The sequence below is a fragment of the bacterium genome, assembly GCA_019637795.1.
Lineage (GTDB): Bacteria > Desulfobacterota > Binatia > HRBIN30 > CADEER01 > JAHBUY01.
Window position 1 is genome coordinate 1008766 of the sequence record JAHBUY010000002.1, and the last position, 12049, is coordinate 1020814.

The following is a 12049-nucleotide window of genomic DNA, read 5'->3' on the forward strand; positions in this document are numbered from 1 at the left end:
GCTTCGCTTGCGCCCGTGCCAGAGCCGTCGGGACTGTGATCGATCTGCAAGGGCTCGTCTCACATCGCGGCGAGTGATCGCAATCGCGCAGGGCCATAAATGCCGTATTCTACGGGGCCTTTCGCGCGGCACGATCCGTGCGAATTCGTTTGACAAACTCAGACCGCGAAGTGAATCTTTGATCCGTTGCGTTCCTGTTCGGAGCCGTCGGCTTCGGCCAATCGCCAACACGAAAGAGGGGTCCCGCATGCTTCGTCCTCGCGTTGTACTCGGCGCGCTGTTGTCCACACTGCTGACCGCGCACTCGGCGCTGGCAGTGATCAACTTCGTCGGCGCCGACTTGACGAGTGTTCCGCCGCAGCCAGACTTCATGGCCACCGGGGACCTCAACAACGATGGCCTCGCGGACGTCGTGGTGATCAGTCCGGCCAGCAAGGACGTCACCACCTACCTCGCGAGCACCACCTCGCCATCGCGCTTCGCACCGGCGCGGTCGATCCGGGTCGGTGACACACTGCGCGGGCTGGCCCTGGGCGACATCAACCGGGACGGCCGGCTGGACGTCGTGGTGGCCGATCAGGCGGCGAACGGCGTGCACGTTCTGCTCGGCCGCGGTGACGGCACCTATCAGGATCCGTACTTCATCACCGTCCCCAGCTCGCGCAACCCCTACGGCGTCGCGATCGCCAACTTCGACGATTCGGGCGCGCCGGACCTGGCGGTGATCGATCGCCGGCAGAACAAGGTCTTCATCCTCCTCAACGACAACGGCTCGCCGCCGCGGTTTCGCCGCGGCGGGGACTTCGAGGTGGGGGTCGGTCCCGAACAGATCTTGGCGATCGACCTCAACAAAGACGGCAAACCCGACATCGTGACTCTGGATCTCGGCGGTCCACGAGTGAAGGACGTCTCGGTCGCCCTGTTCAAGCGCGTCCAGCAGGGCTTCCCCGAGTTCGAGAAGGCGGTGCAGTATGTCGCGGGCGCGAATCCGAGCGACATGATCTCGGCCGACTTCAACGGTGACGGCGTGCCCGACGTCGCCATGCTGAATCGCCCGAGCGGTTCCGCGCGGGCGAGCCAGATCGACGTCATGATGGCAACCGGCACGGGGACCTTGCTGCCGCCGCCGGGAATCCAGGTGCCGTGCCCGTTCTTCACCAATGGACAGCCCTGCCGAGCGCTGGCGCTGTCCAGCGGCGACTATGACGGCAACGGCACGATCGACCTGGTCGTCGCCCTGACCGACCCGCGGTCGCGGGGGTCAGGCGCCCAACTGATCGATGCGTTGTACGCGCTCGGCGGTCGCGGCGATGGCGGCTTCGTTCCCGGTCCCGTGTTCGCGATCCAGAAGGCGCCGCGATCGATCGCGACCGGTGACGTCACGGGTGACGGCAAGCCGGACGTGATGATCGGTTCCCAGCGCTCGCTCAGTTTGCAAGCGTTCATCAACGTCGGCTCGCCGGGCGGTTCCGGCAACGGGGCCTCCTGCCAGACCGGCGACGAGTGTCTCTCCGCCCGTTGCACCAATGGCGTCTGCTGCGGCTCGCAGTGCGCGGCGAGCGAAGTCTGCAACATTCCCGGCCGGGAAGGGGTCTGCGTGCCGGAATCGACCGGGATGCTGACCGACTGCCAGGACCCCCGCGACTGCGGCGAGGGGCAGCCGTACTGCGTCGGCAACGTCTGTTGCGACAGCCCGTGCGACGGGGGCACCTGCGCGCAGCCCGGGTACGAGGGCGTGTGCGTGCCGCTGCTCGGCGACGGCTCCGAGTGCACGCAGGACGCGAAGTGCGCCTCGGGCTTCTGCAGCGACAACGGCCGCTGCTGCAAGGAGGCGTGCGAGGGCGGTTTCTGCGACGAGTTCGGCACCTGCTCGCCGCTCGCCAGCAATGGCTCGGACTGCACCGAGAACGCGCAGTGCGCCTCCAACGTCTGCGACGCCTTCGACCTGATCTGCTGCAATCGCAAGTGTCTGGCCGATGAGGAATTCTGCAATCCCGACGGCCGCTGCACGTCGTTCAATCCCGCCACTCCCGCGGTCACCGTCACCGGGACGGGCGGCAATCGAACCTCGACCCCGACGCCGACCCGCACGCCGCGACCGAACCCGGCGCCCGACGGCGAGCTGTGCTCGGTGGAAGGCGATTGCCAGTCGGGCAACTGCGTCAACGAGGTGTGCTGCGCGGTCAGCCAGTGCTTGACGAATCAGCACTGCGCCGAGGGCAGCGGCCAGTGCGTCGACGGCGGCACGCCGACCCGCACCTTCACGCCGACCCGCATTCCGACCGAGCCGCAAGCGAACCCCTGTCAGCCCAGTCCGTGCCCGAAGGGCCAGAAGTGCGTCGTCGGCACGGACGGCGGGCCGATCTGCATCGCCACCAGCTCGAGCAGCGGCTGCTCGACGAGCGACAGCGGTGGCCCTGGGAACCTCCTGGTGCTGACGGCGATGCCGCTGCTCTTCTGGGCCGGCCGCCGCTGGCAATTGCAGCGCGCCAGCGTGCGCGCCCAGCGCTCGTCGCGCTGAGCGCGAGCGCCTGACGCGTCACATCGGGGCGGGCCCGTGGAGGGCCCGCCCCTTTTTTTCGCCGTTCGCCCGCTCGTCATCCGGCGACGGCTCGGCGGCGGCGCGGTCGACCACGACGATCGACGCCAGCGCCGCCGACCACTCGCCGAGCTGCGCCGCCACCGGCACCGCCTCGTTCAGCCGGAAGACGTAGCCGTCGCGTTCGCCGCGGCCGCGCAGCCAGGCGGCGAGGATGATCGTGCCCTCCACGTCCTCGGGTTGGAGGGCTCGCGTGCCGGGCAGCGTCAGCTCGCTCTGCACGCGCGCCGCGAAGGCGGTCAGCTCGTCGACGGCGCGCGCCTCGGCGCGCGCGATCAGCCGGCCGTGAGCGACGGCGTAGAGCAGCGCCCGGCCGCCGTCCGCGGCCGGCTGCATGGCGACGAAGTGCTGGCGCTCGACGATCCAGCTCATGGTCCGCTGGCGACGCCGCATGCGCCGCACCAGCTCGAGGTCGCGCTGCAGCCGCGCCGCCGCCTCGAAGCGGTGCGCCGCGCTGTGCGCGTCGCGCCGCTGTTCGAGCTGGCGCTGCGCGGCGCCGATCTCGCCGTCGAAGAAGCGCGCCGCCGCCGCGACCTGCTGGGCGTAGGCGGCGCGGTCGACGCGCGCCGCGCAGGGCGCGCTGCAGGCGCCGATCTGCCCGTGCAGGCAGGGCGAGACGTCCGCCGACGGCCGCAGGCCGCCGGTGCAGGTGCGCAGGCGGAACAGCCGCGCCACCAGCGCCTGCGCCTCGACCGCGGCGAGGCGGCTGCGGAAGGGGCCGAAGTAGCGCCCGGCGCGGCCGGTCAGTCGGTTGACGACCGCCAGGCGCGGAAACGCGTCGCCGAGCATCAGCTTGAGGAAGGCGATCTGCGGCAGGTGCTTGCTGAGCCGGTTGTACGGCGGCTTCAGGCGGCGGATCTCGTCCGCCTCGCACAGCGAGGCTTCGAGCTCCGAGCCCGCCACCGCCACCTCGACGTCGGCGATGTGGCGGATCAGGTCGAGCACCTTGCCGCGGTGCGCCGCGGCGTTGGTCAGGTAGCTGCCGACGCGCTGGCGGAGATTCTTCGCCTTGCCGACGTAGAGCAGACGGCCGTCGGCGTCGCGGAAGCGGTAGATGCCCGGCGCGGTGGGCAGCGCCGCGACGCGCGCCCGCGGCAGGGCGCAGGCGAAGCGCCGGCCATCGCTGGCGCTGTGCTGCAGATCGAGCAGCTCCGCCACCCGCCGGACGCCGCGCCGGCGCGCCAGCTCGAGGAGCTGGAAGAGGATCTCGACCGTGATGCGCGCGTCGCCGAGGGCGCGGTGGCGGTCGACCAGCGGAATGCCGAAGTGCCCGCCCAGCGCGTCGAGCGACTTGCGCCGCACCTGCGGCAGAAGGCGACGCGCCAGGCGCAGCGTGCAGGCATGGGGCTGGTCGAACGTCGTGCCGGCCAGCGCCAGGCGGGCGGCGTCGAGGAAGCCGAGGTCGAAGCCGGCATTGTGCGCGACGAGGACGGCGCCGGCGGCGAAGTCGATGAAGCGCGGCAGCACCGCCGCGATCCCCGGCTGCCCCGCCAGCATCGCGTCGGTGATTCCGGTCAGCCCGGTGATGAACGGCGGCAGGCGGCGGCCGGGATGCACGAGCTGCGCGAAGCGGTCGACCACGCGCCCGCCCACGACCTTGAGGGCGCCGATCTCGATGATGCCGTGGCCGCGCGTCGGCGCGCCGCCGGTGGTCTCGAGATCCACCACCACCCAGGTGGCCGCGTCGAGCGGCTGCGCCAGGGCGGCGTGCGCGGTGGCGATCCAGCGGCCGGTCGCCTCGCTGTAGGCGAAACGGCCGTCGCCACCGAGCAGCGCCTGCAGGAAGCGCGGCCCGAGCTCGCGATCGGCGCCCGGCCGGGTGAAGACCAGATCCAGCAGCTCGCCGGCCGTCGCCCCGGACGGCCGCTCCATGAGGTAGCGGTGGACTTTCTCGCGCATGACCGGGCGCGGCCATAGCACGGCGCGAACAGAAAGCGAAAACGGACACTTCGCCGCGGCGAGGCGGAGGGGCCGAGCGTCGGCGAAGGATCCGCCCTCCCGGCGCGGCGCGGAGGCCAATCGCTCAGTGCGGGGCGGTGCCGGCGGTCTGCTGCAGGTACTCTTCGATGAAGGGATCGATCTCGCCGTCGAGCACGGCGTCGGCGTTGCCGATCTCCTTGCCGGTGCGGTGGTCCTTCACCAGGCGGTAGGGGTGGAGGACGTAGGAGCGGATCTGGCTGCCGAAGGCGATGTCCTTCTTGGTCTTGTTCATCGCATCGATCTGCTCGCGCTGCTTCTGCATCTCGAGCTCGTAGAGACGGGCGCGCAGGATCTTGAAGGCCATTGCCTTGTTCTTGTGCTGGGAGCGTTCGTTCTGGCAGGCGACGACGATGCCGGTGGGCATGTGCGTGATGCGCACGGCGGAGTCGGTCTTGTTGACGTGCTGGCCGCCGGCGCCGCTCGAGCGGTAGGTGTCGATGCGCAGGTCCTTCTCGTCGATCTCCACCTCCACGGCATCGTCGATCTCGGGATAGACGAACACCGAGGCGAACGAGGTGTGGCGGCGGGCGTTGGCGTCGAAGGGCGAGATGCGCACCAGCCGGTGCACGCCGACCTCGCTCTTCAGGTAGCCGAAGGCGTACGGGCCCTCGACGGTGAACGAGGCGCTCTTGATGCCCGCGCCCTCGCCGGGCTGCACGTCGACCAGCTCGGTCTTGTAGTCGTGGCGCTCGCACCAGCGCAGGTACTGGCGCAGCAGCATCTCGGCCCAGTCCTGCGCCTCGGTGCCGCCGGCGCCGGCCTGTAGCTGGACGATGGCGTTGCCCGGATCGTGCTCGCCGCCGAGCAGGCGCTGCAGGTCCATCTGGTGCAGCGCCTCTTCGATGCCGGCCAGCGTCTTCTGCGCTTCGGCGAGGGAATCGGCGTCACCCTCGGCGGCCATCTCGAGGTAGAGCTCCGCCTCCTCGAGCGCCTCGACCTGCTTGCGCCAGCCGGTGAGCGGCGCCGTCAGTTGCGCGCGCTCGCGGCTGACCGTCTGCGCCTTCTCGGGGTCGTTCCAGAAGTCGGGCTCGGACGAGATGGCGTCGAGCTCCTGAATGCGAGCCTCCCGTTTCGGGAGGTCAAAGATACCTCCCGAACGCCTGGAGGCGTTCGCGCAGGGCAGCGATGCGGTCCTTCAGCTCGGATGTTTCGATGGCCATGGTCGGGGAATGTAGCGGCTTTGCGCGCTGCGGTCGACGGCGTCCGGCGCGGCTATTTCTTGATCAGCTCGATGTCGAGCGTGACGTCGACGTCGTCGCCGACCACCACGCCGCCGCCGTCGAGCGCTTTGCTCCAGTTGAGGCCGAAGTCCTTGCGGTTGATGCGGGTGGTCGCGGTGCCGCCGAGCTTGGTGTTGCCGAACGGGTCCCGCATCGGCGTCGGCGAGCCCTCGACCTTCAGGGTCACCGGCTTGGTGACGCCGTGCAGCGTCAGATCGCCGCGCACCGCGTAGGCGCCGTCGCCCGCCTTCTCGATCGCCGTCGAGGTGAAGGTGATGGCGGGGAACGTGGCGACGTCGAAGAATTCGGGGCTGCGCAGGTGGTCGTCGCGCTTCTGGTTGCGGGTGTCGATGCCCTTGGCGTCGATCGAGGCCGTCACCGACGACTTGGTGAGGTCGCCGTCGTCGATCGTCACCGTGCCGGTCACCGGCCCGATGGTGCCGCGGACGGTCGACACCATGAGGTGCTTGATCGCGAACTGCGCGCTGCTGTGGTCGGGATCGATCTGCCAGGTGGCGGTACCGGCGAACGCCGGCGCGGCGAGCAGCAGGGCGAGGGCGCTGAGGCGGGCGATGCGATGCATGGACAGTCCTCCAGTCAGGGTCCCCGCCATGCTCCGGATTGCGCGCGCCGGCGCAAGGGCGGATTCCGTCGGGTCAGGGGCGGCGTTGGAACGCGAATCCGGCGGTGGTCGTGTTGGCCACCATCAGGATCTCCATCGGCGGCTCGGCAACGGCCGCGGACGGGTCGATGACCACCTCCCACGCCAGCCGCTCGCCGCCGCGCGGCGTTGCCGGCTCCAGGCGGGCGCGCGGATTCACCGCCTGCGCCATGGCGTCGAGGGCGGGCAGCGACTGCTCGCCGAGCAGCGCGTACCAACTGTACGGATCGCCCTCGCGCAGCGCCTCCGAGTCCATCACCGCCAGCCGGCCGCCGGCGATGCCGACGTCCAGGTACTCCGGGACGAACGCCGGGTGGAGGGCGAGGACGCGGCTGATCGCCTCCACGTCGTCGCCGGCGATGCCGAGGGCGCGGCGCAGTCGGCTCGCCGCCACGGCGCCGGCGCCCATCCACTGCGCGGCGGCGATGCGCTGCGCGGTGGCGTCGTCGGCGCGCTCGGCGATGGCGATCATCAGCGACCGCACCAGCAGGTGGTTCTGTGCCAGGAGCTCGCGGCAGACGCGGCGCAGCGCCGTGCGCGACAGCCGCTCGAGGACGAACTCCGGATCGAACGCGCCGCGGTAGTCGTTCCAGCCGCTGCCGTCGTCGGCGGGCAGGGGGCTGAAGCGGAAGCGCGCCAGCCGCGACGCGCCGACCCGGCGGGTGATGGCGGCCTCCACCACCGGCTCGACCTCGGGATCGATCACCACCTCCCAGTGGCAGTGCGGCAGGCGATCGGCCGGCACGCGCGGTGGCCGGTGCCGCGGACGGCAGCGCGCCCGGGGATTGCTCGCCACCGCGCTGGCGTCGAACGTCGGATCCTCGATGGCGTGACACATCGAGCGCACCGCGGCGTCGCCGTACTGCTCCACTTCGAGCAGCGCGCCGCAGTGCGGCAACCAGAACTCGCCGCGCTGCGGGGTCTCGAGCCGGTAGCGGACGTCCATGTACTGGTGCGGGAATCCGACGTCGAGCTGAAACCCCTTGAAGATGGTCTCGACCGTGTCCCCGGCGAAACCCATCTCGCGCTGCATGCGGCGGGTGTAGACCGGGCTCGCGCCCATCCACTCGTCGATGGCGACCGCCTCGCGCGCCGCGGCGCCGAGCTGCAGGTGCACGTGCGGCAGGGCGGCGCGATTGAGGAGGTGCCCGAACAACAGGTACTCGCGCCCGAGGGCCGCGAGCTCGCCGTGGCTGAGGCGATCGGCGTCGATCATCTTGCCGTGCGCTGCCGGGTCGGCGGCGGCGAAGAGCGGCGCTCGGGCGCGCTCACTCGCTGATGGTGACGCGCAGGACCTTCACCGGCGTGGTCGGCCGGTCGTTGGCATCGGTCGGCGTCGATTCGATCTGCCGCACGACCTCCATGCCGCTGGTCACCTTGCCGAACACCGGGTGCTTCGACTGGCCGGGCGTGAACCAGTCGAGGTAGGCGTTGTGCTTGGTGTTGATGAAGAACTGCGCGCCGCCGCTGTTGGGCCGTCCGGTGTTCGCCATCGACAGCGTGCCGATCTCGTTCGAGGCCCTGAAGGCCGGCGGATGCTCGTCCTGGATGGTGCCGAGCGGCGAACCGCCCATGCCGCAGCGCGGGCTCTTCGGATCGCGGCTGTTCTCGCAGCCGAACTGGATCATGAAGTCCTTGATCACGCGGTGGAAGTGCAGGCCGTCGTAGAAGCCCTGCGTGGCCAGCGCGATGAAGTTGCCGGCGGTGATCGGCATCTGGTCGCGGTAGATCTCGGCGCTGAAGGAGCCGAGCGAGGTGTCGAAGGTCGCGGTGGGATTCGCCATCGTTCGTCGCTAGCGCGCGCGTGCCGTCGCCGCAAGCCGCCGGGCGACGGTCACGGCGCGCGGCGCAGCGAGGCCGCGAGGGCGGCGACCAGGATCGGCAGCGCCACCAGCACCGCGTAGTGTTCGGGGGGGTGATGGGCGGCGCCGCCGGTGAAGACCCAGCCGTTGAGGGCGTGCAGCGTCCGCTCGAGGATCGCCAGCGCCAGTAGCAGCGGCACCAGCTCGCGGTAGCGCAGGGAGACGATGAGGGCGGTGAGCCCGAAGGCGATCTGGGTCGCCCCCGCCCAGGCGAAGACGGCGACGATGACCCGGCCGTTCTGGCTCAGGTCGATGCCGGCGATGCTGCCGGCCCCGCCGTCGGGCAGGAAGGTGTGGATGCAGCCGGGGAGCAGCGACAGGACGCCGAAAGCGGTGAGGACGTAGGCGGCGACCGGCGAGCCCGCATAGCGCCCGTTGGTGCTCGGCGGCAGCAGCGGCATCGCGGCTCAGGCGCCCGCGGCGACGCGGTGCAGGAGGTCGGCGATCGCCTCGGGCGCATCCTCCTGCAGGAAGTGTCCGGCGTTGGCGATGGTCACGTGCGCCTGCCCTCGGGCGCCCGGGATGCGCTCCTGGAAGACCCGCTCGCCGCCGCGCGTCACCGGGTCGGCGTCGCTGAAGGCGGTGACGCAGGGCCGCGTGAACTGCTCGAGCACCCGCCAGGCGGCCTGGTTCTCGGCCACCGAGGGATGCTGGGGGGTGATCGGAACGAGGGTGGGGAAGCGCCGCGCACCGGCCTTGTAGCGCTCCTCGGGGAACGGCGCCTCGTAGGCGGCGCGCTCGGCGGCGGTCAGCGGACGCCGGCAGCCCATCGCGATGATGTTGCCGACCGGCAGCTCGGGCACCGACTGGCTGAAGTCGAGCCACGCCTTGAACGCGTCGCCGAAGCCGGTGCCGACCGGCAGCCCGGTGTTGGCGACGACGAGGCGGGCGAAGCGCTCCGGGAACGCGGCCACCAGGCGCAGGCCGATGAGGCCGCCCCAGTCCTGGCCGAAGATCGTGATCCGCTGCAGGTTCAGCGCCAGCAGCCAGTCGCTCATCCACCGCACATGCCGCTCGTAGGTGTAGTCGGCGGCGGCGCTCGGCTTGTCGGAGCGACCGAAGCCGATCAGGTCCGGCGCCACGACGCGGTGCCCGGCGGCCGCCAGGCGGGCGATGATGTGGCGATAGAGGAACGACCACGACGGTTCGCCGTGCATGAGCAGGATGGGCGCCGCCTCGCGCGGCCCTTCGTCGATGTAGGCGATGCGCAGCGCCGTGCCGTCCGCGTCGTGGATCTCGCGGTAGCGCGGCGCGAAGGGAAAGTCGGGCAGATCGCGAAAGCGCGACTCCGGGGTTCGCAACACGTCCATGATTGGCCTCGATGTGGCAGAAATAAGTTCACCACGGAGGCACGGAGACACGGAGGGTACCGCGTCGGGCTGGCTGGTTGGTGGGAATCCGTACGGTCATTGCTGATGGGGTTGGGATCCCGGCCCCGTGCCCCTCATTCTCCGGGCTGTTCCGCGTCTCCGTGCCTCCGTGGTGAGAGTGCTTTTGTCAGCCCTCGCCGATGTCGCAAAAGTGGCACCACCAGTGCCACTATGTCAATCGACGCGACCGCGGCTGATCGCCTGCAGGGCCGCGCGGCCGTGACGCTCGCCGCCGGCGGCCGCGTCAGGCGGCGAGCTGGCGCAGCAGCGCGCGCTGCCTGGCGAACATCCGCCGCGCCTCGGCGGGCGAGCGTTCGTGATCGTAGCCGAGGAGGTGGAGGATGCCGTGGGCGAGGAGGACGCGCACCTCGTCGGCGGCGGTGGCGCCGCGCGCCGCGGCCTGGCGCGCGGCGGTGTCGAGCGAGATCACGACATCGCCCAGCACGTCGGCGTGGACCGCGGCGTCCTCCCCCTCGCGCAGGGCGAAGGCGAGGACGTCGGTGGGCCGATCCTTGCGGCGCCAGTCGCGATTCAGCGCCTGCATCTCGGCGTCGCCGACCAGGGCGATGCTGAGCTCGCCGGTGACGCCGAGCAGCGCGAGCGCGCGCCGGGCGTCGCGCCGCACGGCGGCGGCGCGGACGCCGGGAACGCGGCGGCGGGCGACCAGGCTGACCGTCGCCGCCGGCATCGATCGACGCGGCGTCGGCGACGTCACTTGTACGCGCCGCCGGTCGCCGCCTTCCACTCGCCGATCACCTGGTCGGTCTCGACCCGATTGTAGATGTCCTCCTGGAACGAGAACTGGCCGTTGCCGGCGTACTCCATGGCGGTGAAGCCGGCGAACTCGAAGTGGGAGCCGTCGGCGCGGCGGCCGGGCAGGCGGTTGAGCCACTTGTGCACGACGCGGTTGCCGTCGATGCACACCCACTCGACCGGATAGGTCCAGCCCTTGCAGTACGCCATCACCGGCACCAGCCAATCGAGGATCGCGGCGCGGCCGCGGAAGATGCCGTAGTGGTGCTCGTGGTAGACCGCGTCCTCGGTGAACGTGTTGCCGAAACCGGCCCAGTCGTCGGCGTCCTGCAGGGCCATGCGCCGCTGCCAGGCGGCATGGATCTCCTCGCGGCTGAAGGTGCTCATGGGGTGTCGTCCTCCGGCGCCACTTGGTCGCCGCTCCATGCGGCGACGGCTGCATCGTTCACGTCGAAATGGCCGCGATCCCCGACGGTCGTGAATCGGCGGCGGTGGCGCGCCGCCGCGTCGACCATGGATGGCTCCTCCGTGGCTCCCGCCATCGCCCGCCCCGCCGCCGTTCGTCAAGCGCGGCGCGCGCCGGGCGCGGCGGCTACTGGGCGCCGGCGGTGGTTTCCGCCCGGTCGTAGGCGGAGATGATGTCGCGCACCAGGCGGTGGCGGACGACGTCGCGCTCGTCGAACTGGCAGAAGCGGATGCCGTCGACGCCGTGGAGGATCTGCGCCGCATGCTTGAGGCCGGACGGCTTGCCCGACGGCAGGTCGATCTGGGTGACGTCGCCGGTGATCACCGCCTTCGAGCCGTAGCCGAGGCGGGTGAGGAACATCTTCATCTGTTCCGGCGTCGTGTTCTGCGCCTCGTCGAGGATGACGAACGAATCGTTCAGCGTCCGGCCGCGCATGAAGGCCAGCGGCGCGACCTCGATGGCGCCCTTCTCGAGCATCTTGCGCGCCCGGTCGAAGTCGACCATGTCGTGCAGCGCGTCGTAGAGCGGCCGCAGGTACGGGTTCACCTTCTCCGCCAGGTCGCCGGGCAGGAAGCCGAGCTTCTCGCCCGCCTCCACCGCCGGCCGGGTGAGGATCATGCGGGCGAAGTTGTCGCGCATCAGCGCCGCCACCGCCATCGCCATCGCGAGATAGGTCTTGCCGGTGCCGGCGGGGCCGATGCCGAAGACGATGTCGAAGTGGCGGATGGCGTCGATGTACGCCTTCTGCGCCACGCTCTTCGGCGTCACCACCCGCTTGTGGGCGGTGATGTAGATCGAGTCGAGGAAGATGTCCTTGAGCGTGGCGCCGCGGTCGCGCGACAGGATGCGCACCGCGTAGTCGACGTCGCTGGCGTAGATCGGATAGTCGCGTTCGATCAGGCCGTAGAGCTCCTTCAGTACCCGCCCCGCCAGCTCGCGCTCGATCGCGTCGCCCTCGATGATCAGCGTGCGGTCGCCGAGCCCGATGCGGACACCGATCGCCTTCTCGACCGCCTTGATGTGCTCGTCGTGGTGACCGAGCAGGTCGTGGAACCTGTGGTGATCGGCGAACTGGACTTCGAGCGTGTCGGACATCTTTCACCGCAGAGACGCAGAGGCGCGGAGATGCGGAGCTGCG

Annotated in this window: 11 protein-coding genes; 1 reads left to right on the forward strand and 10 read right to left on the reverse strand. The window is 70.6% G+C overall.

All coding sequences use genetic code 11. The annotated features are described in order from the left end of the window. The first annotated feature begins 73 nt into the window (after window positions 1-73). On the forward strand, window positions 74-2521 hold the full coding sequence (locus KF840_09710; protein ID MBX3025174.1) for a VCBS repeat-containing protein: 2448 nt from the start codon (window positions 74-76) through the stop codon (window positions 2519-2521). Window positions 2522-2539: 18 nt separating this feature from the next. Here KF840_09710 and KF840_09715 read toward each other — a convergent pair whose 3' ends face one another. The 10 genes from KF840_09715 to KF840_09760 form a co-directional block, all read right to left on the reverse strand. Continuing rightward, window positions 2540-4498: a GIY-YIG nuclease family protein gene (locus tag KF840_09715; protein ID MBX3025175.1), complete on the reverse strand. Its 1959-nt coding sequence runs from the start codon at window positions 4496-4498 to the stop codon at window positions 2540-2542. A 124-nt stretch (window positions 4499-4622) separates the two neighbouring features. Beyond that, a complete protein-coding gene (prfB, locus tag KF840_09720; protein ID MBX3025176.1) occupies window positions 4623-5702 on the reverse strand; it encodes a peptide chain release factor 2 in 1080 nt (359 codons plus the stop codon). Window positions 5703-5791: 89 nt separating this feature from the next. Beyond that, complete coding sequence (locus KF840_09725; protein ID MBX3025177.1) at window positions 5792-6382, reverse strand: YceI family protein; 591 nt, start codon at window positions 6380-6382, stop codon at window positions 5792-5794. Window positions 6383-6455: 73 nt separating this feature from the next. Beyond that, a complete protein-coding gene (locus KF840_09730) occupies window positions 6456-7676 on the reverse strand; it encodes a hypothetical protein (protein MBX3025178.1) in 1221 nt (406 codons plus the stop codon). A gap of 52 nt (window positions 7677-7728) precedes the next feature. Then, entirely contained in the window at window positions 7729-8244 is a 516-nt protein-coding gene (locus KF840_09735; GenBank protein ID MBX3025179.1) for a peptidylprolyl isomerase, read from the reverse strand. 50 nt (window positions 8245-8294) lie between these two features. Further along, entirely contained in the window at window positions 8295-8723 is a 429-nt protein-coding gene (locus KF840_09740) for a hypothetical protein (GenBank protein MBX3025180.1), read from the reverse strand. A gap of 6 nt (window positions 8724-8729) precedes the next feature. Then, window positions 8730-9632 carry a haloalkane dehalogenase gene (locus KF840_09745; protein MBX3025181.1) on the reverse strand — a complete coding sequence of 301 codons (903 nt, stop codon included), beginning with the start codon at window positions 9630-9632 and terminating at the stop codon, window positions 8730-8732. Between the two features lie 304 nt (window positions 9633-9936). Beyond that, the gene (ybeY, locus tag KF840_09750; GenBank protein MBX3025182.1) at window positions 9937-10380 is read right to left on the reverse strand and encodes an rRNA maturation RNase YbeY; all 444 of its coding nucleotides are present in this window, start codon (window positions 10378-10380) and stop codon (window positions 9937-9939) included. 23 nt (window positions 10381-10403) lie between these two features. Beyond that, window positions 10404-10832 carry a nuclear transport factor 2 family protein gene (locus tag KF840_09755; GenBank protein MBX3025183.1) on the reverse strand — a complete coding sequence of 143 codons (429 nt, stop codon included), beginning with the start codon at window positions 10830-10832 and terminating at the stop codon, window positions 10404-10406. 205 nt (window positions 10833-11037) lie between these two features. After that, window positions 11038-12006: a PhoH family protein gene (locus KF840_09760; protein ID MBX3025184.1), complete on the reverse strand. Its 969-nt coding sequence runs from the start codon at window positions 12004-12006 to the stop codon at window positions 11038-11040. Window positions 12007-12049: the final 43 nt, after the last annotated feature.

Coding starts and splice junctions, on each gene's coding strand:
- KF840_09760 (MBX3025184.1), bottom strand. CDS start 12,006: ATGTCCGACACGCTCGAAGTCCAGTTCGCCGATCACCACAGGTTCCAC.
- KF840_09740 (MBX3025180.1), bottom strand. CDS start 8,723: ATGCCGCTGCTGCCGCCGAGCACCAACGGGCGCTATGCGGGCTCGCCG.
- KF840_09725 (MBX3025177.1), bottom strand. CDS start 6,382: ATGCATCGCATCGCCCGCCTCAGCGCCCTCGCCCTGCTGCTCGCCGCG.
- ybeY (MBX3025182.1), bottom strand. CDS start 10,380: ATGCCGGCGGCGACGGTCAGCCTGGTCGCCCGCCGCCGCGTTCCCGGC.
- KF840_09745 (MBX3025181.1), bottom strand. CDS start 9,632: ATGGACGTGTTGCGAACCCCGGAGTCGCGCTTTCGCGATCTGCCCGAC.
- KF840_09730 (MBX3025178.1), bottom strand. CDS start 7,676: ATGATCGACGCCGATCGCCTCAGCCACGGCGAGCTCGCGGCCCTCGGG.
- KF840_09755 (MBX3025183.1), bottom strand. CDS start 10,832: ATGAGCACCTTCAGCCGCGAGGAGATCCATGCCGCCTGGCAGCGGCGC.
- KF840_09715 (MBX3025175.1), bottom strand. CDS start 4,498: ATGCGCGAGAAAGTCCACCGCTACCTCATGGAGCGGCCGTCCGGGGCG.
- KF840_09735 (MBX3025179.1), bottom strand. CDS start 8,244: ATGGCGAATCCCACCGCGACCTTCGACACCTCGCTCGGCTCCTTCAGC.